The 21,573-nt window shown below is 64.7% G+C and carries 19 protein-coding genes and 1 pseudogene; 10 read left to right on the top strand and 10 right to left on the bottom strand.

All coding sequences use genetic code 11. From position 1 onward, the window contains the following. Positions 1 to 200: 200 nt before the first annotated feature. From Q9Q95_RS14310 to Q9Q95_RS14300, 3 genes are all read left to right on the top strand, one after another. Positions 201 to 2,888 carry a LuxR C-terminal-related transcriptional regulator gene (locus tag Q9Q95_RS14310; RefSeq protein WP_306097811.1) on the top strand — a complete coding sequence of 896 codons (2,688 nt, stop codon included), beginning with the start codon at positions 201 to 203 and terminating at the stop codon, positions 2,886 to 2,888. A gap of 289 nt (positions 2,889 to 3,177) precedes the next feature. Continuing rightward, positions 3,178 to 5,166 carry a TonB-dependent siderophore receptor gene (locus Q9Q95_RS14305; RefSeq protein WP_306097810.1) on the top strand — a complete coding sequence of 663 codons (1,989 nt, stop codon included), beginning with the start codon at positions 3,178 to 3,180 and terminating at the stop codon, positions 5,164 to 5,166. A gap of 65 nt (positions 5,167 to 5,231) precedes the next feature. Then, positions 5,232 to 6,962 (top strand): amidohydrolase, encoded by a 1,731-nt coding sequence (locus Q9Q95_RS14300; protein ID WP_306097809.1) that lies wholly within the window; start codon positions 5,232 to 5,234, stop codon positions 6,960 to 6,962. A gap of 52 nt (positions 6,963 to 7,014) precedes the next feature. Here the strand turns inward: Q9Q95_RS14300 and Q9Q95_RS14295 are convergent, their stop codons facing one another. Next, positions 7,015 to 7,440, bottom strand: coding sequence for an Lrp/AsnC family transcriptional regulator (locus Q9Q95_RS14295; protein ID WP_306097808.1), 426 nt, complete (start codon positions 7,438 to 7,440; stop codon positions 7,015 to 7,017). 128 nt (positions 7,441 to 7,568) lie between these two features. On the opposite strand from Q9Q95_RS14295, the gene Q9Q95_RS14290 reads away from it, so the two are divergent. The 4 genes from Q9Q95_RS14290 (at position 7,569) to Q9Q95_RS14275 (ending at position 10,457) form a co-directional block, all read left to right on the top strand. Beyond that, complete coding sequence (locus Q9Q95_RS14290) at positions 7,569 to 8,624, top strand: ornithine cyclodeaminase (protein ID WP_306097807.1); 1,056 nt, start codon at positions 7,569 to 7,571, stop codon at positions 8,622 to 8,624. A gap of 26 nt (positions 8,625 to 8,650) precedes the next feature. Beyond that, positions 8,651 to 9,559 (top strand): alpha/beta hydrolase, encoded by a 909-nt coding sequence (locus tag Q9Q95_RS14285; protein ID WP_306097806.1) that lies wholly within the window; start codon positions 8,651 to 8,653, stop codon positions 9,557 to 9,559. A gap of 437 nt (positions 9,560 to 9,996) precedes the next feature. Next, entirely contained in the window at positions 9,997 to 10,167 is a 171-nt protein-coding gene (locus Q9Q95_RS14280) for a hypothetical protein (RefSeq protein ID WP_306097805.1), read from the top strand. Continuing rightward, the gene (locus Q9Q95_RS14275) at positions 10,167 to 10,457 is read left to right on the top strand and encodes a hypothetical protein (RefSeq protein WP_306097804.1); all 291 of its coding nucleotides are present in this window, start codon (positions 10,167 to 10,169) and stop codon (positions 10,455 to 10,457) included. Before Q9Q95_RS14280 ends, Q9Q95_RS14275 begins: the two co-directional genes overlap by 1 nt. Before the next feature lie 371 nt (positions 10,458 to 10,828). Here the strand turns inward: Q9Q95_RS14275 and Q9Q95_RS14270 are convergent, their stop codons facing one another. The 4 genes from Q9Q95_RS14270 to Q9Q95_RS14255 all read right to left on the bottom strand — a co-directional run bounded on the left by Q9Q95_RS14270 (position 10,829) and on the right by Q9Q95_RS14255 (position 15,621). Then, the gene (locus Q9Q95_RS14270) at positions 10,829 to 11,848 is read right to left on the bottom strand and encodes an AraC family transcriptional regulator (RefSeq protein WP_306097803.1); all 1,020 of its coding nucleotides are present in this window, start codon (positions 11,846 to 11,848) and stop codon (positions 10,829 to 10,831) included. An 88-nt stretch (positions 11,849 to 11,936) separates the two neighbouring features. Further along, on the bottom strand, positions 11,937 to 12,905 hold the full coding sequence (locus Q9Q95_RS14265; RefSeq protein WP_306097802.1) for a hypothetical protein: 969 nt from the start codon (positions 12,903 to 12,905) through the stop codon (positions 11,937 to 11,939). 479 nt (positions 12,906 to 13,384) lie between these two features. After that, positions 13,385 to 14,686, bottom strand: coding sequence for an MFS transporter (locus tag Q9Q95_RS14260; RefSeq protein WP_306097801.1), 1,302 nt, complete (start codon positions 14,684 to 14,686; stop codon positions 13,385 to 13,387). Beyond that, on the bottom strand, positions 14,683 to 15,621 hold the full coding sequence (locus tag Q9Q95_RS14255; protein ID WP_306097800.1) for an SDR family oxidoreductase: 939 nt from the start codon (positions 15,619 to 15,621) through the stop codon (positions 14,683 to 14,685). Before Q9Q95_RS14255 ends, Q9Q95_RS14260 begins: the two co-directional genes overlap by 4 nt. An 80-nt stretch (positions 15,622 to 15,701) precedes the next feature. On the opposite strand from Q9Q95_RS14255, the gene Q9Q95_RS14250 reads away from it, so the two are divergent. Beyond that, entirely contained in the window at positions 15,702 to 16,304 is a 603-nt protein-coding gene (locus Q9Q95_RS14250) for a TetR/AcrR family transcriptional regulator (protein ID WP_306097799.1), read from the top strand. Here Q9Q95_RS14250 and Q9Q95_RS14245 read toward each other — a convergent pair. The 4 genes and pseudogenes from Q9Q95_RS14245 to Q9Q95_RS14230 form a co-directional block, all read right to left on the bottom strand. Next, a complete protein-coding gene (locus Q9Q95_RS14245) occupies positions 16,301 to 16,849 on the bottom strand; it encodes a LysR substrate-binding domain-containing protein (protein WP_306097881.1) in 549 nt (182 codons plus the stop codon). The genes Q9Q95_RS14250 and Q9Q95_RS14245 overlap by 4 nt on opposite strands. A 66-nt stretch (positions 16,850 to 16,915) precedes the next feature. After that, positions 16,916 to 17,071: pseudogene (locus tag Q9Q95_RS14240) on the bottom strand (LysR family transcriptional regulator); the annotation flags it as partial. A gap of 432 nt (positions 17,072 to 17,503) precedes the next feature. After that, the gene (locus tag Q9Q95_RS14235) at positions 17,504 to 19,177 is read right to left on the bottom strand and encodes a hypothetical protein (protein ID WP_306097798.1); all 1,674 of its coding nucleotides are present in this window, start codon (positions 19,175 to 19,177) and stop codon (positions 17,504 to 17,506) included. 380 nt (positions 19,178 to 19,557) lie between these two features. Then, positions 19,558 to 20,184 (bottom strand): SOS response-associated peptidase, encoded by a 627-nt coding sequence (locus Q9Q95_RS14230; protein WP_371876770.1) that lies wholly within the window; start codon positions 20,182 to 20,184, stop codon positions 19,558 to 19,560. Positions 20,185 to 20,287: 103 nt separating this feature from the next. On the opposite strand from Q9Q95_RS14230, the gene Q9Q95_RS14225 reads away from it, so the two are divergent. Then, positions 20,288 to 20,755, top strand: coding sequence for an SOS response-associated peptidase family protein (locus Q9Q95_RS14225; RefSeq protein ID WP_306097796.1), 468 nt, complete (start codon positions 20,288 to 20,290; stop codon positions 20,753 to 20,755). Positions 20,756 to 20,770: 15 nt separating this feature from the next. After that, positions 20,771 to 21,181 (top strand): hypothetical protein, encoded by a 411-nt coding sequence (locus Q9Q95_RS14220; protein ID WP_306097795.1) that lies wholly within the window; start codon positions 20,771 to 20,773, stop codon positions 21,179 to 21,181. 40 nt (positions 21,182 to 21,221) lie between these two features. Here the strand turns inward: Q9Q95_RS14220 and Q9Q95_RS14215 are convergent, their stop codons facing one another. Next, on the bottom strand, positions 21,222 to 21,398 hold the full coding sequence (locus Q9Q95_RS14215) for a DUF3606 domain-containing protein (RefSeq protein WP_306097794.1): 177 nt from the start codon (positions 21,396 to 21,398) through the stop codon (positions 21,222 to 21,224). Positions 21,399 to 21,573: the final 175 nt, after the last annotated feature.

Raw genomic sequence — 21,573 nt, 5'->3', positions numbered from 1 at the left:
AACCCCTTGTGGGTAGGTGCCGCGTCGTTCGGCGCGCAACTCGTAAAACGGGTGCCGGGACAGCTGGTTCGGGTAATTGACCCGCCCAATCGGGTAATTCTTGTTATGGTAGCCTTGAGCGCACCGCAATTCAAAGCCTAGACTTGCCGACGGAGCGGATGCCGGAAAGCGACGAGGAGCTTTGGCGACAGGACGGCAAAGTGGATGAACTGATCCCCACGAAGATCGCGCCTCCCGCCTGGATGGGGAATCAGGTGCGGCGCGATGCGCTGCTCGCGCGGCTCGACGGCGCGCTGACGCGGCGCCTCACGCTCATCCACGCCCCCGCCGGCTATGGCAAGACTAGCCTGCTTTCGCAGTGGCGCGCCCGGGTCGATGGCGACGAAACGCTGGTCGCGTGGCTAACCCTCGAACGCGACGATGCCGATCCCGGGCGCCTCGCCCAGTATATTGCGCTCGCGGTGGACGGCATGGATGCCGAGGGCGAACGCAAGCTGGCCGATCTGCCACCGCGCGCCGCCTTGTCCGCGATCATCAATCGCCTCGCGCGCGAACCGCGCCGGGTGGTGCTGATCCTCGACGATCTCCATCTCGCCGAAGGCGCGCCGGTCGGCGAGTTCCTCAAGGCGCTGATCCAGCTCGCACCGCCCAACTGCCACTTCATCATCGCCTCGCGCGATTATCCCTGGCTCGGCCAGTCGCTGCTCGCGGCCGAGGAGCAATTGCTCGAGCTCCATGCCGAGGACCTCAAATTCTCCGCCGAGGAAGCCGGGGCATTGCTCGCGCGCGGCGACGGCGTCGCGCTCGCGGGCGACGACGTGGCGCGCATCGTCGAGCGTACCGAAGGCTGGGCGATCGCGCTCCAGCTCACTGCGCTCTCGTTGAAGCGCGGCGCCGATCCCCGCCAGCTCGTCGCGCATTTCAGCGGCGCGAGCCCGGAACTGGCGCGCTACCTTTCCGAGCAGGTGCTGATGACCTTAACCGAGGAGACGCAGCAGGTCGTCCTGCGCACTGCGCTGCTCGACCATCTCACCGGCGACACGATCAATTTGCTGTGCGATCGCCACGACGGCTGGCTACTGCTCGAGCGGCTCGAGCAGCAGGGCGTGGTGCTCACGCCGGTTTCGCCCGATCGCCAGGCCTATCGCTATCACCAGCTGTTCGCCGAATATCTGCGCGAACGCCTCGCCCGCGGCGACGCCGCGTTGTTCCGCACGCTGCAGCGGCGGGCGGCCTTGTGGTTCGCCGAGCGGGGCGAAGTGGTCGAAGCGGTAAATCATGCCGTCCAGGCCGGCGACGACGCGCTGCTTGCGACGGTGCTCGAGGATGCTGGCGGGTGGCGGCTGATCCCGCAGGGCTTTCAAGGCCTGGTCGAGCGTGGCCTCGCCGAACTGCCCGCCGCCACCATCGCCGCCCGCCCGCGGCTATTGCTGGCGAATATCTATCTCGAGGTGAAGCGTGGCCAGATGGAAGTCGCCCGCGCCGATTACGATCGCTTCGTCGCGAACGCGGCCCCCGATCTCTCCGCCGATCTATGGACCGAGATCCGCGTAGTCGGCGACGTGCTGGTCGAATATGAGAATTTACCGATGACGTTCGAGACCTTGCTTGAGCGCGAGGCGCTGCTCCGCACGCTGCCGACCGACGATCATCTGGTGCTCGCCAATTTCTACGAGACGCTGGGCGCAAAATATTACGAAGGCGGCTGGCTGGAGCGCGCGCTCCAACCGACGCTCGCCGCGCGCGAGCATTATCAGGCGCTGGGCTCACTATATTCGGACCTGTTCACGCGCTTCCACGAGGCGCGGATCAAGCGCGCCCAAGGCCGCATGCAGGACGCCGCGACGATCCTCGCCGACGCGCGCGAAGAAATCGAGCGCGACTTCGGCGCGCGATCGGACCTCGCGGCCAACTGCGCGGCGTTCGAGGCGGAACTGCTCTATGAGCAGGATCGCGCACCCGAGGCGCTCGCCTTGCTCGAATGGGCGCTGCCGCACATGGAATTGTTCGACGGCTGGGTCGACGTCTATGCCGCCGCTTATTTCACCGCCGCCCGCGCGGCGGCCGGCGACGGTGCGCTTGCCGCGGCGCAGGCATTGCTCGATCGCGCGCGGCGCACCGCCGAACGCCGGCGCTTCCATCAGCTCGGCTTGCTCACCGATCTGTGCGAGCTCGAGCTGCTGCTGCTCCACGCGCCAGACCTCGCCCCCGCGAGGGCAATGGCCGAGCGCATCGGGCTCGACGCGCTTGCGGAGCCGATGCGCGAGGAATCGCCGCGCTATCGCGCAGTGGCGGTTGCCGCCGCGATGTGCCGCGCGCAATTGCATCTGCTGGGCGGCGATCACGCGACCGCGCTTGGGGATCTCGCGCATATGCACCGCTGGGCCAGCCAGCACGGCGCGGGACGGCTGCTGATCGACGTCAATCTGCTCCGCGCGCATGGCCTGCGCCAGGCGGGCGACGGGGGTCGGGCGCAGGCTTGTTTCGACGAGGCGGTCGGCGTCGCGATGTTCCAGGGCGTGGTCCGCCCGTTCGTCGATGCGCGGCGTTTTTCGCGCGAATTGGTCGAGGCGGCGCTCGGCGGCGCCCCGCGGATCGATCGCTTCCGCGCCCAGTTCCTGCGCAATCTCTCCCGCGCCGTCGCCGTCCGCGCCGCGGCGCCGGTCGACGACGATGCGCTCAACCAAGCCGAAACGGCGATCCTCGCGCATCTGAGCTACGGTTATTCGAACAAGGAGATCGCCCGGCTGATCGGTATGTCGCCGGACACGGTAAAATACCGGCTCAAATCGGTTTTCCGCAAGATCGGGGTCAACAAGCGCCGCGATGCGGTGCGCGTCTCGCGCGAGCGGGGTTTCCTGCCGGGCACCGAAACGCCCTCCGCCTGACACCCGCTTGCCTCTGCGAGCTTACCCGTCTTCGCCCCTTGCTTACCCTGATTTGCGCGTGGCGTTGCCACGCCCGTGTTGTTGAATGCCGATGGGAGGACTGGCGCATGCAACGCACTGCGCGCCGGGATCAGCAATGAATTCACAACGACTTCACAAGGGGTGGCATATGGTACGGCAGTTCGAAATACGCGGTTCCCTGAGAACGAAACGACTGCGGTTTGGGCTGCTGTCGGCCTGCGCCACACTTGCCTGGGCCAATGCCGCGCTGGCCCAGGACGCACCGGATGTGAACGGCGAAGATGACATCGTGGTGACCGGCAGCGCGCTTTCGGGCACCAAGACCGATACGCCGCTGACCCAGGTCCCGCAGTCGGTGAGCGTCATCACCAGCGAGGATTTCCAGGATCGCGCCGCGGTCAATTTGCAGGACGTGATCCGCTACAGCGCGGGCGCCACCAGCGAGCTGAACGGCGTCGACACCCGCGGTGACTTCCTCGCGGTGCGCGGCACCGGCGCGGAGCAATATCTTGACGGCCTCAATCGTATGCCCGGCTTCATCTATGGCGGGCGGCTGGAAATCTTCACCGTCGAGCGCGCCGAGCTGCTGCGCGGCCCTTCGTCGACCTTGTACGGCGGCGGTGGCGCGGGCGGCATCCTCAATTCGATCAGCAAGCGGCCGGGGGAGGATTTCGGCGGCGAGGTCGGCGTCACCTACGGCACCGACGATTACAAGCAGGCGCAGCTCGACATCACCGGCCCGATCGTCGACGGCGTCTCGGCGCGGCTGGTCGGTCTGTACCGCGACGCGGACCTGCAGCAGCCGGGGCAGAAGAATGATCGCATCACGGTCATGCCGGCAGTCACGCTCCGGCCCGGTCCGGACACCGAAGTGACCTTCATCGGATTGTATCAGCGCGACAAGCTGGGCAGCCAGACCTATCTGCCGACCAGCAAAACGGTCGACGGCAGCGGCGCCACCCGCATCTCCGACGATTTCTATCTGGGCGAGCCGGACTTCAACCACACCCGCTCGAGCCATTATGCGCTGTCGCTATTGGTGACGCATCGTTTCAACGACAATCTGACGTTCAGCAGCCGCAACCGCACCTTCGAGCAGGACACCGACTATCAGGAAGTGTTCGGCTATACCGGCTTCGGCGGCGCTTATGCCGATGCGGGCCGCACCATCGCCAACCGCGCCTGGTATCTCAACCGCGCCCAATATACCGGCCTCAATAGCGACAACAATCTGGTGCTGAGCTTCGGCACCGGACCGCTCGAGCACCAGATCCTCGCCGGGTTCGACTATACCGAGTTCCGCGAGGACAAGGAGGAAGGCTTCGGCGCCGCGCCCGGGCTCAATCTCTATGCGCCGGTGTACGGCGTGCCCTTCGCAACCGGCGTGGGCTGGACCACCGACACCAAGAATTCGCAGACCGGCTTCTATTTCCAGGATCAGATCCGCGCCTGGGACCGGGTCTCGCTGGTGTTCGGCGCGCGGCACGACAATGTGAAGTCGAACGTCAACAACGTCCAGCTGGAGGCCAACAAGGCGTGGACCTTTCGCGCCGGCATCATCGCCGATCTGGTGAAGGGCGTGTCGCCCTATTTCAATTATTCGGAATCGTTCCTGCCCGTGTTCGGATCGAACTTCTTCGGCGTAGCCTATGTCCCGCGGTCGGGCCGTCAGTATGAAGCGGGCATCAAGTTCCAGCCTTCGTCGCGCATGCTGTTCACGCTCGCGGCCTACGACATCAAGGAACAGAATGTCCTGATCGCCGATCCGAACGAGCTGCAGAACTTCATCCAGGGCGGCTCTACCCGGTCGCGCGGCATCGAGGCGGAAGCCAATATCAAGCTGCCGGCCGATTTCGACGTCACTGCCTCGTACAGCTACACCCGCGCCGAATACCTGGTCGTCGATGGCCGCCTGCGCGGCGACCGGCGAGAGAATCTGCCCGAGCATCAGGCGTCGGTGTGGACGTCGAAGCGGTTCGATCTGGGGGACGAGCTCGGCCTCAAGGTCGGCGCCGGGGTGCGCTATCAGAGCGACAAGGTCAGCTTCGACCAGCTCTATCGGGTCGATCCGGTGACCTTGGCCGATGCCATGCTTGAACTCAGCTACGGCAAATGGTCGCTGTCGGTGAACGGCGCCAACATCTTCGACGAGAACGCCTACACCAACTGCACCTATTCCGCCGGCACGATCAACGAAGGCTATTGCTATCTCGGCAAGGATCGCACCGTCCTCGCCTCGCTGCGCCGCCGTTTCTAAGCGCGCCGCACAGGGCCGGAGCCGCACCGCTCCGGCCCTTCAACCCTAATATCGGGATCGATCGCATGAACCGCCCCACGCCCCGTCTCTTCAAAACCCGCCTCCTGCTGGCCGGCGCAGCGCTGCTCGCGATCGGTGCCGGCCCGGCGCCCAAGGGCCCGGCGGCCGATCTGATCCTGACCAACGCCCGAATCTATACGGTCGAGACCGGCCAGCCCTGGGCCGAGGCGGTGGCGGTCAAGGACGGCAAGATCCTCGCGGTCGGCTCCGCCGCCGAAATCGGCAAGCGCAAGGGGGCGACGACCCGCGTCGTCGATCTCGGCGGCCGTTTCGTGATGCCGGCGTTCGGCGATGCGCATGCCCATCCGATCTTCGGCGGAATGAGCCATGCGCGCTGCTCGCTCCACGCCGGCAAGACCCTCGACGATTATCGCCGGATCATCGCCGATTGCGTCGCGAAGACGCCTGGCACCGGCACGATCTTCGGCTCGGGGTGGAACCAGTCGCTGTTCCCGCCAAAGGGCATTCCCGACAAGGACCTGCTGGATTCGGTCTCGAAGGACCGCGCGCTGATCTTCGAATCCGACGGGCACACCTTGTGGGTCAACTCGAAGGCGCTCGAACTCGCCAAGATCACCCGCGACACGCCCGATCCGAAGAACGGCACGATCGACCGCGACGCCAGTGGTGAACCAGTCGGAGCGCTCGAGGAATCGGCGATGGCACTGGTCGAACCGCTGATCCCGCCACCCACCGCCAAGGACCTCGAAGGCGCGATCACCTACACGGTGACTCTGTTCAACAGCCTCGGCATCACCTCGTGGCACGACGCCTCGCTCGAATGGGACAAGGGCGGCACCAGCAAGGCGCTCGACGCCTATCAGGCGGTCAAGGATCGCGGGGCGCTCACTGCCCACACCGTGATGGACCTGCACTGGAATAACGATCGCGGGCTCGATCAGATGCCCGACATCGTCAAGCTCTCGGCCCGCGCCCGCGAGATCGGGCTCACCGCCAACGGCGTGAAGTTCTTCATCGACGGCGTCATCCCCCAGCAGACCGCGGCAATGCTCGCACCCTATGAGGGCACCGACGTGAAGGGCGCCACCCAGATCACCCTCGACGCGCTCTCCGCGGCCGTGGCGCAGCTCGACGCCCGTAACATGCAGTCGCATTTCCACGCGATCGGCGACGCCGGCGTCCGCCAGGCGCTCGACGCGGTCGAACGCGCCCGCAAGGGCGGCGGCGCGCACGATACCCGCCCGATGATCTCGCACATGAACGTCATCGATCCGGCCGATCAGCCGCGCTTCGCCCGGCTCGACGTCACCGCGATCTTCCAGCCGCTCTGGGCCTGCAACGAAGCCTATATGGACCTTGCGATCGAACGGATCGGCCCGAAGCGTGCCGCCTATATCTACCCCTCGGGAAGCGTGCTGCGCTTCGGCGGGCGGCTGGCTTACGGCGCCGACTGGTCGGTGGCCTCGGCCAATCCGATGGAAGGCATCGAAGTGGCGCTGACCCGCGTCGCGCCGGAGGGGGATCGCCCGCCGCTAGGGCCCAGCGAGCGAGTCACGCTGGCGCAGGCGCTGCGGGCCTATACGCTCAACGTCGCTTATGTGAATCACCTGGACAAGCAGACCGGCTCGCTTGCGCCGGGCAAGAGCGCCGACATCATCGTGCTCGACCGCAATCTGTTCGAGACGCCGGTGCGGCAGATACATTCGACCAAGGTGCTGCTCACCTTGTTCCAGGGCCGCGAAGTGTTCGGCAAGCTCCAGCCGCTGGCGCGCTGAACATGCGCGCCGCCGCACGCCCGCTTTCGCTGGCGGCGGCGTGACGGCGGCGTCAGGCGCTGCTCAGCAGGATGCTGGTCTCGCTGTTGAGGATTCCGTCGATCGCGCGGATCTCACGCAGAACGCGGTCGAACCCCTGAAGCCCCTCGGCGGCGATCTCGGCGACCAGATCCCAGCCGCCATTGGTGGTGTGGAGCGCACGGATCTCGGGAAAGCTGCGCAGGCGCCGGATGATCGCCGACGTGGAGCGGCCGGCGACTTCGATCATCATCACCGCGCGCAGCGATTCCGCACCGCCGGGCTCCTGCACGCGCACTGTGAACCCCAGGATCATGCCGGTATCGAGCAGCCGGTCGAGCCGCGCCTGCACCGTGGCGCGCGACACCTCCAGCATGCTGGCGATCTTGGCGACCGGCGCGCGTCCGTCGCCGCGGAGGACGGCGATGATCCGTCGATCGAGCTCATCGAGGTGCTGCATAGCAATATGCTCAGTCAAACCTGGCAAATTGTCAATTTTTACCGGCAATGTTTGCACATCATGCGCATTCTGCCGGCAACTCTGCTCCGCCTAGTGTCGCATCAATTCACCGCGACAGGGAGCAGAACATGACCAGGTTCATCGGCGTAGAGAGCCTCGCCACTATCGTCCACGAGATTGGCATCGAGCCGTTCCTTGTCGGCCTTGCCGGCTGTATCGAGCAGGATTTCCGCCGCTGGGGCGAGTTTCACAAGGTGCCGCGCCACGCCAGCCATTCCGATCTCGGCGTGGTCGAATTGATGCCGATCAGTGACGCTGCGCAGTTCGGATTCAAGTACGTCAACGGCCATCCCGGCAATGCGCGCGCGGGCCTCCTCACCGTCGCGGCGTTCGGAGTGCTTGCCGACATGGACACCGGTTATCCGCGGCTGGTGGCGGAGATGACGCTGCTCACCGCCTTGCGCACCGCCGCCACCTCGGCGCTGGTCGCCAGCCGCCTCGCCCGCCCGGACAGCCGCGTGATGGCGATGATCGGTCTCGGCGCCCAGTCGGATTTCCAGGCCCTTGCGTTCCGCGCCCTCCTCGGGATCGATCGGCTCCAGGTCTATGACATCGATCCCGCCTCGACCGCGAAGTTCATGCGGAATATGACCGCTCAGGGCTTTGCCGTCGAAACGTTTGACAGCGCGCAGGAAGCCGTGATGTCCGCCGACATCATCACCACCGCCACCGCCGACAAGCGCAATGCCACGATCCTGTCGGGCAATATGGTCGGCGCCGGGATCCACATCAATGCGATCGGCGGCGACTGCCCGGGCAAGACCGAGCTGCAACGCGACATCCTGCTGCGCGCCAGCGTCTTCGTCGAACTGGAGGAGCAGACCCGGATCGAAGGCGAGCTGCAGCAGATGCCCGCCGACTTCCCGGTCACCGAGGTTTGGCGCGTACTCGCGGGGATCGCGCCCGGACGCACCAGCGCGGCACAAGTCACCTTGTTCGACTCGGTCGGCTTCGCGCTCGAAGATTTCTCGGCACTGCGCTATCTCGACGCGCTCACCGCCGACGATGTGAATATCGCCGAGATAGACCTCATCGCCCAGCCAGACGATCCGGTCGACCTGTTCGGGCTGCTGCAACGCTACCGGCCCGCGCCCCACCCGTCGCTGGTGGCGCTATCGGCATGATTCCATAACGATCGAAGGGGAGCACGATGACTGACGTTGCATCACGCCGCTTGCTGGGTGTGGCCGTATTGACCTTGGGCGCACCGCTATCTCCGCCGTTGGCAGCGGCGCAGACGGCGCCGGTCGCCACGCCGACCACCGGCTATGTGCTCCCCGAGAGCGAGACATGGGAACTCAAGTCCGAAGACGGCTATCCCTATCAGATCTTCGTGTCGCAGCCGAAGGACCCGCCGCCGCCCGGGGGCTATCCGGTCCTCTATGTGCTGGACGGCAATGCGATGTTCGCCGGCTTCGCCGAAACCCGGCGAATCCTCGGCTATATGAAGGCGGACCTTGGTAAGACGATCATCGTCGGCGTCGGCTACAAGACCGAAGCCGCCTATGACGTTCGGCGGATCTACGACTTTGTCGAGGATTTCCGCCAGCCGGTCCCGCCCGCCCAGACGTATCTGACCAAATACAAGGCGGGGGGCCGCGCGCAGTTCGCCGCCTTCCTGCTCGATCGGCTGCGTCCCGTGCTCGCCCGGCGCTATTCGGTCAATCCGCATCGGCAGGCGTTATTCGGCCACTCCTTCGGCGGGCTGTTCGCTTTGTACATGCTCTACAACCATCCAGGCGCCTTTCATGCGATCGTCTCCGCCAGCCCGTCGATATTCTGGAACGATCAGGGCATCCTTGCCGAGGAACGCGCCTTCACCGCGAAACTGACCCAAGGAAAGTTGCAGGGTCCCGTCAGCAGACTTCGGCTGGTGACCGGCGAGCTTGATGAGACAGCCCTCGAACGTACCGATGCCGTATCGTTAGCGAAGCGCCTGGAGCCCCTCTCGGCCTATGGCTTGCGCAGCGAGTTCGAGATGTTCGCAGGCGAGACGCACATCACCGTGCCGAGCCGCTCGATCACCTCGACGCTCCGTTTTGCCTTCACCTGGCCGTGACCCGGCGGCACGCCAATAGCGTATCAGTGTCACCCATCTGCTGGCCCAGCGGATAGCCATTTTGAGCTTCTTTCGATCAGCGCTGTACGAGCAGTCTGGAGCGCGTTACCGCATGCATAAGGCCGCCATTCCCGCTCGCCCCAGCCTCATGGTTAGCCCCGCTGTTGAACCGATCTTAGGCAAACTTCCGTTATCGGGCATGAACGAAAGGCAGGTTTCGGGCGTCACAATCTTCATCGCGAATGACCGATTCTGGGGCGCAAAGCTGCCAAAGCTCGTGCGAACGTGCCGCCTTCGGTGACCTCCCGCCAGCTGCGCCGCAGCACGGTTGCGAAACGTTTCTCTCATCCCCATCTACACCCTATCACCGGCTTTCGATCCTTAAGCGCCAGTGGCTGGGTCCGTCATGTTCTCGCTTGCACCGCACGAGGCGTAAAATGGACCTCAATTATCTTCTCTCGCGTCACCAGATTTCGCTGATGCGCGCTCTCGCGGCGCCGTGCGTCGCATCGCGCGCTTCGCACCGTGCCTTCGCCGCCGGCTATGCCGGACGGATCCGTGAACTGCAGCTGGCGCTCGGCGTCCCGCTGTCGGCGGTCGCCGTCTGATGGGGGCGATTACCCGCATCGCGGTGGGCGAGACCTCCGAGGAGCGAGGGCGCAAGCGCTTCCGTTCGGCCACGCGTACCCAATTGGCGCCGGACGTCCACGCGCGCCAATCGCGCATCGCCTTGCTGGCCTTTCAGTCCTTCCCCGACCGCGAGGCCGCCTTGCTGTTCCTCAACGGCGACGACGACGCGCTTGGCGGACGCCCGATCGACGTGGCAAGCGCCAGCGAGGCGGGCGCAGGTCGCGTGGCAGCCGCGCTGCGCAGCCGCGGCGGGCACGCGGCCAGCTGAACCCGACACGCCGCGCATGTCTAGCGCCCGAGCTTGGGGCAGCACTGCCGGCGCGAGGGATCCCCCGCAAGATTGGGTTCCGTCATTGGCGAGGGCGGCCCTGCTACTTCATTCGCAGCGATCGCAGAGCTCGAGTGAGGCGCCCTCCGAAATCTCCCTGCCGTCGGTCCCGACATCGAGAACCACTCCGGCCCTCGCGCCGCCCCGTGTTCGGCCGTTAGCGGACAGGCTGCTTTTGGCCTGAGAAGCTCAATAGCCGCCGCTCGCCCACCGCACGGACGCGAACGACCGCTAATGAAGCGGATTCTGTGAACGCAGGATGCACCGTTATAGATTGGTAGATCAATTGCTGCATTCTGTGTGGCATCGCTTCAGCTTGGATGTAGCGTCGCGTTGCGGCTCCGCCAAACCTGGGGAGTGCAGCCCTCCCAACTGCGGAACGCCCGGTAGAACGAAGTTGTGTCCTGGAATCCGAGGATGCAGGCGACCTCCGCTATGTCGGTGGAATGGTCGGAGAGCAGCTTGCGGCCCAGTTCCTTTCGCGCCTCTTGTACCAGCGCGCGGAAGCTGCCGCCCTCGTTGGTGATACGCCGCTGCAACGTGCGTTCGCTCGTCCCGAGATCCCGCGCGACAGCCGCGATCTCCGGACGTCCGCTCGCGAAGCCGCGCTTCAGCACGGCCTTCACTTGCTCCGAAAAGGAGATGCGGGGCCGGAGGCGGCCGAAGCTTTCCTCCAGCGCCGGCGTGACGATCTCAATCAACTCGGCATTGTGTCCGGGAAAACGCCGATCCAGATCGGACGCCTTGAGCACCAGCGTGTCGCGCGCGCTGGCATAGACGACCGGGCAGCCGAAGAACGCCGCCTGTCCGGCCGTTGGCGCGCCGTCCCGCATCAGCTCAACTCGGATCGGAGTCAGCCTCTGGCCGGTCCCGCGCCGACCGAGCGACAGCAGAAAGGCAAAGCTGACGTCGACCGAGAGATCCGGTTCCTGCCCCGCCGCGTGGAACCAGTGCTTGCTGATATGGACCTCCGCGCCGCGCTCCTCGACCGTGATCCGCTCCGGCATCGTGAATTGCTTCAACCGCGCGATCCGCCGGACGCCATCTCGAAAATCGGACGCGTAGCAGGCGGCCACGAACATTGGCTGGTGCCCAACCGAGTCGGTCGCCTCCACGAACCGGAGCCAATAGTCCGGATCCCCGGCAAGCTCGGACATCGCGGTCCAGAGCGCGAACAGCTGCGCGGTGCTCACGAAGCGGCTTGTGTCGAGGTGCAGTGTCACGGGAAGCCGTGCCTGCGGCAGCACCGCGACGGGGCTCAGGCCGCTCGCCTCCATTGCCGACCAGAAGGACTGCTGCAGGCGGCACTTGTCGGGAATGCTGTTCTTCATCTTCGGCGCCCTCACGAGAGACCAGGTCGCGACGGCGGTCAAGGCCGCCGGGCAGCCCCAGTTGGGCGCCAGGCGATGCAAGCTCCTGTCACTTGACCTCGACCCGCGCATGGGGGGCGCAGTGAGCGACGAGCGCTTGCTCGGCCGCCGCCCAGGCATCGTCCCCCTCGTACAGGGCCGATCGCAGCCACGCCCAGGTTATCCGAAGGGCAATCTCCAGGCGCTCCGGGTCCTCGTCGTCCGTTTCCCGTGCATCATACCCCGCGATGCCGCCGAGCCCATGCTTGCCGCCGATCATGGTCAGCAGCGCCTCGGCGCCCGGACCCTCGTGATAGGCGTCCTCGTGCCAGGCGGGACCACGGACGGTAAGGTGCGCGGAGGCGTCCTCATCGCCGACGACGATCAAAGCCGGCGTGACCAGATATGAAAAGTCCGGGTTGAAGAAGCTGTAGCGGCTTGCCGCCATCTCGCTCAGCGAAGCCCCGCCGTTGCCGGGCGCCGTCAGCATGATCCCGGCCTTGATCCGAGGTTCGTGCATGTCGACATTCTGTGCCACCGGGTCGTTGGGATCGGTCAGCCGTGCGCCCAGCAGGAGGCCTGCGGTCTGGCCACCCATCGAGTGGCCGATGACCGCGATGCGGTCGCGATCGAGGCGCCCCGCGATCGGCGGGACCGCAGCCTCGATCGCGTCGAGCTGGTCGAGGATGGCGACCATGTCCTCGACGCGCGAGCGCCAGAAGAGGGGGCCTCCCGGGGCGTCGGCGGGCAAGCCGGCGACCTTCGAATTGAGGTGAGTCGGCTGGATCACCACGAAGCCGTGCTCGGCGAAGAAATTGACGATGGGTCCGTAGCCGTCCTTCGATGGGAGGTAGAGCGACGGTCCGTGGCCGTGGGAAAGCAGGACCACCGGCAGCTTGTCGCCGGCCAGCGGCGCCGTGATACGCAGTTCGAGCGGGATCGGGCGTCCTTCGACCTTGAGTGTCACGGGGCTGACCGAGATGGTCTGGCGCGGCTCGCTGACGGGGATCCGCAGGGCATCCTTGATGAGATTGTTCATGTGTCCGACTCCATCCATCGGGCCGATGGGAATGGCCCGGTGAAGTCGTGCTAAGCGGCATGCCGCTTGGAGGCATTGGCGCTTCCCGCCAATCGACTTGCAGAAGACGCCAAGTGCTTCAGCTAGGGTTGGTCATCTGTGGGAGCCAGAGCATTTTTGTTGGCACTAACCACCGAAACACCGGTCATAGGCCGATGGGCCAATCAATCAGCAGTTCGTACGCCGCGATCGAACGCGCTCACCCTTGGCAGCTGGGTGGGCCAGAAAGCATGCTGAACGGCGGCAATTAGGGCGCACAGCTGACATTGAGGTGGACGAAACCGCGCGTCCCCTATGCGCCCCCACTCCAGTCGTGCAGATGCGGTTTGCGCAACCATGAAGCTGCCGTCCGCCGCGGCATGACGCTTTCAGGCGCCACAGGGTGGCTCCGTTGGTCCGGCGACCGCGGGACAGGCGGCGGACGCGGCGATCCCCTCTGACTAACTGAAGACCGGTTCTGGTTGCCGGCCGATCCAGGCTGCGATGCGTCGGTTCGCGACCAACATAACAAGGCCGGTCACCAGGCCTGCGGCGGGGGCCATCATCAGACCGAATCCGAGGCCGTTGGAAAGCCCTGCCTCGGTAACGGCGTCGCTGATCATGCCGATGACGACAGGCCCCAGGGCCGGACCAAGCAGGCCGGAGCCGATCAGGACCAGGCCGGACGCCATTGCCTCCTTGCCCTTGCCCGCCACCAGATGCGCGGCCCCGAACGCCCAGGGCAGGAGGAAGGAGAAGGAGAGCATGAACGGCACCAGCAGAGCGATGGAAAGCCACGCGCTGGGGGCAAGCAGGGCCGGAACCGTCGTGATGCTGGCGACCAGGAACAGAATGGCCGGCGGTCCCAGTACCCGGCCGGTGCCGGACCGGACGGCGCGGTCGAAGCCGGCGCCGCCGACCATCGTGCCAACGATGCCCATGAGGCCCTGGAGCAGGCCGAAGCTCAAGCCGACCTCGCTGGCGCTAAGGCCGTAGCTGCGCATCAGGTAAGACGCGGCAAAGACATAGAAGGGTGGACCGGCGAAGCCGACGACCAGCGATCCGATGAAAATCCAGCGGAAAGCGGGATTGGAGAGCAGGCGCAGGCTGGCGCGAACGAAAGGCTCGCTGTTGTCCGGCGTGCATTGAAGCCGCGGGGTCGCGCGGATGGTGATCATGGCGATGAAGGCGATGAGGCCGCCCGCCGCGCCGGCGCCGATCAGCGTGGCACGCCAGCCGATCGCATCGCCCAAGGCGCCTCCGCCGGCAAAGCCCATCATCGTGCCGAGCGGGATACCCATGGTGACGATGCCGATCGCGCGACCGCGGCGCCCCGGCGCAATCTGGCGGGCGATGATGGCATGGGCCGAAGGTATCGCGCCCGCCTCGCCCAGCGCCACGCCGAAACGGGTAATGGCGAGGAAGAGGAAGCTGGCGGCCAGACCGCCGAGCGAAGTCATCGTGCTCCAGATCAGAATGCAGACGATCATGACGATCTTGGGCGAGTTGCGATCAGCCGCGCGCGCCAGCGGCAGTGACATCAGCGAATAGCAGACGGCGAAGGCGAGGCCAGTGACGAGACCGAGCTGGGTGTCGCTGAGGCCGAGATCGCGGCGGATCGTCTCCGCCAGAATGAAGGGGAGGATGCGGTCGATCTGGGAGAAGATGCCGATCAGGAGCAAGGTTCCGAGCAGCACCCAGGTTCTGCGGTGCGAAACGGGATCGACGGCCGATGGGGCGAGGGCTGCCGCAGCGGTGCTCATCGAGCGGCCGCCACTTCGCTTGACGGAAAGCTGGCGCCGGTCAGTTCCTCCGAGACTACCCATAAGCGCGCCATGACCCCCGCATCCAGCGCCTGGGGCGGGATTCGGGCTTCGACAGGATAGCCGCGGGTCTCGCTGAGCCAATTTGGCCCATAATAGCCGCCGCCCTCGGCCAGCGGCGAGGTTGCAGCGTACAAAGTCGGCAGGGCGCCCTGCCAGGCAGGCTGGAACAGGAAAGGCAGATAGCGGCGCACCCGCCCGTTGACGCTGTTGCTGCCCGCGCCGTTGGGGATCAGATCGGTACGGGTGACGCCGGGATGGGCACCGATGCTGTCGATGCCCCAGCCTCCGTCGACGCTGCGCCGGTGCAGTTCGAAGGCGAACATCAGGCAGGCGAGCTTGGACTGACTGTAGACCGGGAACGGACGATAGGCTTTCTTCGCGTCGAGATCGTCGAAGTCGATCGACCCGCTGCGTGCGGCGACGCTGGAAAGGGTCACGACGCGGGCATTGCCGCCACCGCGCAGCAGCGGCAGCAGGCCGGCGGTCAGCGCGAAATGGCCAAGATAGTTGGTGCCGAACTGCAGTTCGAAGCCGTCGCTGGTTTCCTGACGCTCTGGCGGGGCCATGACCGCGGCGTTGTTGACCAGCAGGTGGAGACTCTCACGCTGGTCCTTCAGCCGATCGCAGAAAATGGTGATGGAGCGGAGGCTGGCAAGGTCGACCTCCTCGAACCGCGTGCCGGTCGACCCGCAATCGGCGCGAATCTTCGCGATCGCCTCGGCGCCCTTGCGGGGATTGCGGCCTGCGATGATGACCTCCGCGCCATGCCGGGCGAGCACGAGGGCGGTCTCGTAGCCGAGGCCGCCGGTGCCCGTCACAATCGCCGAACGGCCCTTCTGCGAACGAATATCTGCTTCAGTCCATCGGGACATGGCATTGCCTTTCTGCGGATTTGCACTTAGTGTAAAAACCATATCTACACTGAGTGCGAAATTGCATCAAGGGTAAATTTGTGACAGCCGCGAACAATGAGAGCACGCCGGGCGGGGGGCTGCGGGAGCGCAAGCGACGCGAGACAGCCAAGCGGATCAAGGAAGCCGGGATCCGACTATTCATCGAGCGCGGCTATGACGCCACGACGATCGACGACATCGCTGCGGCCGCCGACATCTCCCGCCGGACGTTCTTCTATTATTACAAGACGAAGGACGACATTCTGCTGACCATGCAGAATGCGATGGGCGAAATCCTGTCGACGCATCTCGCCGCTGAGCCCGCGACCAAGAAGCCGCTGCAGGCGGTACGCGATGCGGCGATCCGGGTCGCGGCGCCGGTGCCGGCGGACGAGTTGCTGAAGCTCGACCGGCTGATGCGGTCAAGCGAGGCGGTGCAGGCACGCAAGGCCGCCAGTTATGTGCGGCACGAGCAGACCCTGTTCGCAGAGCTACGCAAAAAATGGCCGGAGCCGGAGCGCGAGACGGCGCTCAGAATGATCGCGATGCTCTCAATCGGCGCGGTGCGGTTGTCGCTCGACACGTTGGACCGGGAGGACGGCAAGCGCCCTCTGGGCGAGATATTGGCGGCGGCATTCGACGCGCTCGAGCGCGAGATTTAGGCCGGCGACGGAGCTGCGTCGACGGACGCCGCGCTCTCGACCAGTTCGCCAGCGGCGAGGCGATAGCGAGGCGCCTGGATCAAGCCAAAGCCTCTACGCGCCAGATCAGCCGTGGTATCCGAATGATTGGCACTGACCTGCATCGGCAACCGAATATCCATCGCTACGCCATCGACCGTGAATTCGAGTGGCAGGACATCACCGGTCGCGGGGGACAGGAAGCCGACCATGAGATGGCCATCGAGGTCGGCGATCGTCTGCGATACGCCGCGCCGCGCCAGATAGGCAGGGCTCGCCACGGTCACCTCGCGTAGCATTCCCACGCGCCGCATGATCAATCCGCTGTCGGACGGTTCGCCGACCCGGATCGCGCAGTCGATCCCTTCGCGCACAAGGTCGACCAGCCGATCGGCCTGGCCGATCTGAAGCTGGAGCCGGGGATAACGCGACAGGAAGGCCTCTAACTCGGGCACGATGAAGGTGCGGGTGAGCAATCCCGGCGCGTCGATCCGCAGCGCTCCATGGAGCTCGCTGTCGCGCGGCACCGCCTCGGCATCGTCGAGCTCGGCGAGAATGCCAAGGCAGCGTTCATAATAGAGGCGGCCGTCCAGAGTCGGCGCGACATGCCGGGTCGTGCGGTCGAGCAACCGCGCGCCCAATCGCCTTTCGAGTTGCCGGATCGTCTCCGTCGCCGTGGATCGGGGAATACCGAGGTCGTGCGCTGCGGCAGTTAAGCTGCAGCGTTCGACGACACGCAGGAACAGGCGAAGCGAATGGAGGTGATTCGTATATCATTGTTCGCGTTCTCCGAACGCAAATGTCTGATCATCCTAGGAACCGCCCGCTAGCTCTCGCCCTGAAGGAGATAGCCATGCCCAGAAGAGAACCCAACAAATACCGACATCAATTTGAGAAGATTTCTCTAACAAAAATTAAAGTCAATCTTGTACCAGCAAATACACCCCTTCTAACAAGTGAATTTGCGGTTCGAGTTCTCGCCAAGCTGCCTTCACCTGATCTCGCCGACAAGTCCTCCTCTACTACTACTTAGGCACCATGTCCATGCGTACTTACATGGATGCACAGGGCTCAACTGCGTATCCGGTCGGACTCGCATTGTTAAAGTGCAGGACAAGCTGCCGACTCGGGGTCATCAAGAACGAGTTCCGCGAAGTCCCGCGCTAGTTGCATCGTCAGATCTACTCGTCCTGCCACACCTGGTTGAGGATGCGGGCGGCGAGCGCCGCCTTGTCCTGCGGAAGGAAGCGACCGTAGTGCTTGGCCACCATCTCAGGCGTGTCTTGGATGGCGTAACTGGCCTGCTCGTAGGAGCCAGTGCGCTTGAGGATATGTGTGGCGAGCACGTCGCGCACATTGTGTGGCCCGTGGGGAAGCAGCCCCTTGATCGCGCCGCGGCCGGTATAGGGATTGAAGATCGCATAGCGCTGGATCACCAGCCGCCAAGCTTCGTAGAAGGTGGATTGGTTGTACGCCGCGTCGGCGCTACTGCGTTTCACCGTCTTGACGAAGAAGGTGCCCGGATCCTCGGCGTCGCCCAGCAGCAGCGGCCGGTGCCGAGCGATATAGGCTTCGATATGGCTATAAAGGCCGTCGAAATCCGGCAGGAGCAACCGGAAGGGTCGCTTGCCGAAGAAGGAGGAGTTGGCGTTCTTGAACGCGACCGATGGGATCAACACTTCCCAGCCTCCGTCGCGCGCGTTCCAGTGCAGCTCGCCGCGTCGCAGATTTTCCAGTTGTCGCTCGGTGCGATGGGGGGTGCCACGCGGGCAGAGCAGCAACTGGCGCAGATTCTTCTGGCGGACGCCGAGATGGAGACCCAAGCGCAGCATTAGGAAACCGCGCACCGCCTCGGCAGCGGCACGTGGATAGCGGTGCATGTCCGGCATCCGATCGAGGATCTCGGCGGTAATTCTGCGATACGCGCCGACCGGGCTTTCTTGTTCAAGGATCGGCAGGATCGGCTCAAACGGATCTCGGTGCACCCTGGCGATGCGGGCGATCTCTCGAGTGCGCGTCAGCGTGTGCGCATGCACGGCGTCGCAAAAGCCGTCCCAGTCGCTACGCGCTCGCTCAATATCCGTTTGATCCACCAACCCCGCGATCGGCCGGAGGCGCAACGCGAGTTCGGGGCTCTGGCGCAGCCAGCCCGTATCGCGCCGCGTTAGCGCGCTGCCCAGCTCGAGCATGTTCACTTCCCAGGCAGTGTAGAAGCCGCGCCGTCTTTCCCGCCATTGGAGATACCAGTCCCAGACCACGGGGAGTGCAAGCAGGGCCATTCCGAGGCGGTCGTGCGGGACGCCCTGGCCCTGCACCGGCGAGTCCGGTTCCGCGGCGAGCGCACCGAACATCAGCCCGAAATGCTCGATCTTCTGCGTCACCGATTCCTCATTCCAGACTCCGCTGCGTTTGAGACCGATCCGGGTAAGCGTTGCGGTCTTGAACCGGATCAACTCGCCGAGCTCCCGCGTAAGCGCTGGCGGGGCATGTAGCGAACCAGCTGGTGCTGGCACGCTCGCGCAATCTGGTCGCGGCAATGCTTTCGCACTGAATGACGCCAGGCTGGGGAACCGCAACGAGTAGCGCACCTTCATGGCCTCCGCCTGATAACGCCGATACTCAGTCGAGCCGGAGACGATCACGGTGCGTACCCATTCGAGAATCTCCTCTCGCTCGTGTATCGGCCGGTCCTCGAAATCGTCGGGCAAATGCCAGGCCAGTCGGCGATGCTCGGAAGTGCCGGTGACTCTCACTCGCCGCATAGGCGCGCGGCCGGAAGGCGCCAACTTGGCGCGGAAATAACCGCTCGGCAGGCGATACCGGCGTTCCGCACGCGCGAGCATCTCAAATGACATGGTCGACCCTGGTTGCTTCGTGCCAGTCACCCATTGTTGGAAAGTCTTGCGACCGAAGGTCTCGCCTGGACGCAGCAGCGCCCGGTGGAGATGCCAGCAGCTGTCACCGTGCCGTGCGAGTTGGAGTGCGAATGCTTCTGGGAAAGCGGTAGGATCCGTCCAATCAGCGGTCAGCGGCTGAGGGAATTCGACGACGGGGCGGGGCTTCGGTCCACGTCTTCTCAGCTTCCTTTCATCATCGGCAGCGATTGGGGAATTGGATGCTCGAGTAATTGACGGCACTTTGCGCAAAGAGTTGCTCCGGGATGTTGATAGTTTCCCGTGTCATGACGACGCCCAAGCCGTTCCTCCGGGGTCGACGCGCGATATTTTTGAGGTAGCTAGAGCAGCATCGGCGATGCACTCGGCATTGGCGCTCCATGGACCTGCCGGACCGACAGGCTGCCAGATGGCAGGATCGAAAGCACCTCCGCTGCGGGGACTGAGGGATCCAGCCAGTCCGCCCATTGGTCGCGCGCCAATGGAATGATCTGGCGATGATGGTAGGGCGCGACGTCCGGCCCTGCGTCGAGCGTCAACATCGTGAATGCTTCGCCGACTGCCGGATGGTTGCGCCAGATCCCCGCGATCGCGAACCACTCATGGTCATTCAGCGTAAATAGCCACTTGTTCTGGCGCTTCTGCTTCGGGTCATCGGACTTGGTGAATTCGTAGAAGCCATCGGCCAGGATCAGACAGCGCTTCGCGCCGAAATCTCGCCCTTCGGCGCGGTAGTTGTAGACCGGCTTGTTCGTCGGGCGGGGCCAGCTCCACCGCCGATTGACCAGCGCGCCACGCGAACGCGCTCCTTCGACCGACATTACGATCGGCGCGACATCGGTTATCTTGATATCCTCGCGGGCAGCGACGTTGGGCGTGCCTTCGGGCGTCTCGATCGCGATCTCGAGTTCCTCGAAGTCTTCCATGATCGATGCGATATCGACCTCGAGGCGATAGTCATTGCACATGAGCCGTCCCTGATTTGCACGTGGCACTCGTTCGCATTATGTTCTCACTATGCAAGCGAGTCCCTTCGAGTCGGATGCCCCTTTTGGAAGCCGCAAGATCATCGTGCGGCGTAACCCGCGCACGGGCAAGCCGCAGGCCATCGACGCGAGCTGGGGCCTCGAACCGTGGGAACCGGAAGGCAAGCCCTTCAAGTTCATTCGTTCCGAGGGTCGGACCTTCCCCCACCAGCGCTGCCTAGTGCCGGCGAGCGAGTTCCAGGTCACAAATGGTGAGCGGAAATTCCGCGTGACGCTCGACGACGGAAACTTCTTCTATCTTGCCGGCATCTGGCGGCCCTCGTCGGGCGAGCGCGACGTCAGCTATGCGATCATCACGATCGAGGCCAATCCCGATATCTTCTTCTATCAGGAGCGTCAGGGTGCGGTGCTGCTGCGGCGGCAGAACATGGCTTGGCTCGACCTGACCCAGCCCGAGTCCGAGCTGCTGCAGCCTATGCCGAAGCACAGCTTTCTCATCGAGGAAACCGGCCCGCGCGGCATCGCCGATCGACAGCGCATGCTGGCTCTGTAGCCAAGGGAGCAATGTATGTTTGCCGACGTGCCTATTACCGTCCCGGCGACCGGGGATGCCGTAAGTCCCACCGATCGACTGAACGCGATCATCCTGGCCGGGCCGCAGTTGGCTGCCGCGCTCGAAGTGCTCGCGATGCTTCCTGCCGGTCGACGCGCTGACCCCTATGCGCAGGCCGAGGTTCTCCAGGCATATGCGCGCGATGCGCGTTTTGCGGATGACGTGGTTGCAGGCGCGGCGCTGCACGCCCGCGTGACGGCGCTTGCCAAGTGGACCGCGGCGCATGATCCGTTGCGGCAATCCGGTCCCGAGGCCGTGCTCGAGGCTGCAGCGCGCCACCCTCTGGTAGAGACCGAAGCCGGTATCGGCTTCGAGGGGGCGGCATTTCAGGAGATGGTCCTCTTCGTTGAGGAACTGCCTTGGTGACCTGCCTCGCGCCCCGCCGGCCGGCGGGCGCGTAGAAGGGTCAACGCTTGAAATAGGCTTCGATGGCGTCGGCACCGCTGCCCACGGCGTCGACCGCTTCCTGAAGCCGTTCGCGGCTGACTCCGAACCTCTCGGTCCAGTAGCGCACTTCATAATCCTCGCCCATCGCGACTCGGCTACGGTCCTGCGGCGAGCGCAGCGTCTTGTCGTCTGCCATCCTGGCCTCCTCTGTCCTGCTTCCCTACCGCGTTCGATTCGCCAGAGTTTCCCGCTGCGAATGGAGCCGGACGATATCGAAGGGGAAAACGGGCGCATCGTTCATGACTGCGAACCAGCTATTGCAGGCGACCCGGCTGTTCCCGTGTTCTCGCATAACCCTCTTTGCATGGCAG

Origin of the sequence: Sphingomonas sp. DG1-23 (assembly GCF_030730875.1) — a bacterium.
GTDB lineage: Bacteria > Pseudomonadota > Alphaproteobacteria > Sphingomonadales > Sphingomonadaceae > Sphingomonas.
Note: the sequence above shows the minus strand (reverse complement) of the source record. Positions and strands in the feature narration are given on the sequence as shown.

What these genes read in the sequence shown, in the direction of transcription:
- Q9Q95_RS14300 (WP_306097809.1), top strand. Translation starts at nt 5,232, where the DNA reads ATGAACCGCCCCACGCCCCGTCTCTTCAAAACCCGCCTCCTGCTGGCC.
- Q9Q95_RS14295 (WP_306097808.1), bottom strand. Translation starts at nt 7,440, where the DNA reads ATGCAGCACCTCGATGAGCTCGATCGACGGATCATCGCCGTCCTCCGC.
- Q9Q95_RS14290 (WP_306097807.1), top strand. Translation starts at nt 7,569, where the DNA reads ATGACCAGGTTCATCGGCGTAGAGAGCCTCGCCACTATCGTCCACGAG.
- Q9Q95_RS14285 (WP_306097806.1), top strand. Translation starts at nt 8,651, where the DNA reads ATGACTGACGTTGCATCACGCCGCTTGCTGGGTGTGGCCGTATTGACC.
- Q9Q95_RS14280 (WP_306097805.1), top strand. Translation starts at nt 9,997, where the DNA reads ATGGACCTCAATTATCTTCTCTCGCGTCACCAGATTTCGCTGATGCGC.
- Q9Q95_RS14275 (WP_306097804.1), top strand. Translation starts at nt 10,167, where the DNA reads ATGGGGGCGATTACCCGCATCGCGGTGGGCGAGACCTCCGAGGAGCGA.
- Q9Q95_RS14270 (WP_306097803.1), bottom strand. Translation starts at nt 11,848, where the DNA reads ATGAAGAACAGCATTCCCGACAAGTGCCGCCTGCAGCAGTCCTTCTGG.
- Q9Q95_RS14265 (WP_306097802.1), bottom strand. Translation starts at nt 12,905, where the DNA reads ATGAACAATCTCATCAAGGATGCCCTGCGGATCCCCGTCAGCGAGCCG.
- Q9Q95_RS14260 (WP_306097801.1), bottom strand. Translation starts at nt 14,686, where the DNA reads ATGAGCACCGCTGCGGCAGCCCTCGCCCCATCGGCCGTCGATCCCGTT.
- Q9Q95_RS14255 (WP_306097800.1), bottom strand. Translation starts at nt 15,621, where the DNA reads ATGTCCCGATGGACTGAAGCAGATATTCGTTCGCAGAAGGGCCGTTCG.
- Q9Q95_RS14235 (WP_306097798.1), bottom strand. Translation starts at nt 19,177, where the DNA reads ATGTCATTTGAGATGCTCGCGCGTGCGGAACGCCGGTATCGCCTGCCG.
- Q9Q95_RS14230 (WP_371876770.1), bottom strand. Translation starts at nt 20,184, where the DNA reads ATGTGCAATGACTATCGCCTCGAGGTCGATATCGCATCGATCATGGAA.
- Q9Q95_RS14220 (WP_306097795.1), top strand. Translation starts at nt 20,771, where the DNA reads ATGTTTGCCGACGTGCCTATTACCGTCCCGGCGACCGGGGATGCCGTA.
- Q9Q95_RS14215 (WP_306097794.1), bottom strand. Translation starts at nt 21,398, where the DNA reads ATGGCAGACGACAAGACGCTGCGCTCGCCGCAGGACCGTAGCCGAGTC.